General features: G+C 46.5%; 1 pseudogene. It reads left to right on the top strand.

The window, feature by feature from the left end:
• Positions 1-167, top strand: a pseudogene (locus tag AC1M9D_RS14165) (hypothetical protein); the annotation flags it as partial.
• Positions 168-258 lie beyond the last annotated feature (91 nt).

Raw genomic sequence — 258 nt, forward strand, 5'->3', positions numbered from 1 at the left:
GTGAAGGCATTAACTGGCTCATTGATGAAGCCCAACCGATTGTACCGAGCAACAACAGCCCGATCGAAGCACAAAAGCTCCGCCTGATTGATGACAACCGCCAATACCAAGCGCTTAACCGACGCAACATCCGCTACCACCGTAGTGATGCGACAGAACAATTTGATAGGGCTTTGTTGCACAAACCTATCTGTAAAGGGTTTTTCAGCGATATAATTTTCAAATGAAGAAGCCTGCACACAAAATCTACCGCACAAC

The organism is Acinetobacter sp. ANC_7682, from assembly GCF_056779795.1.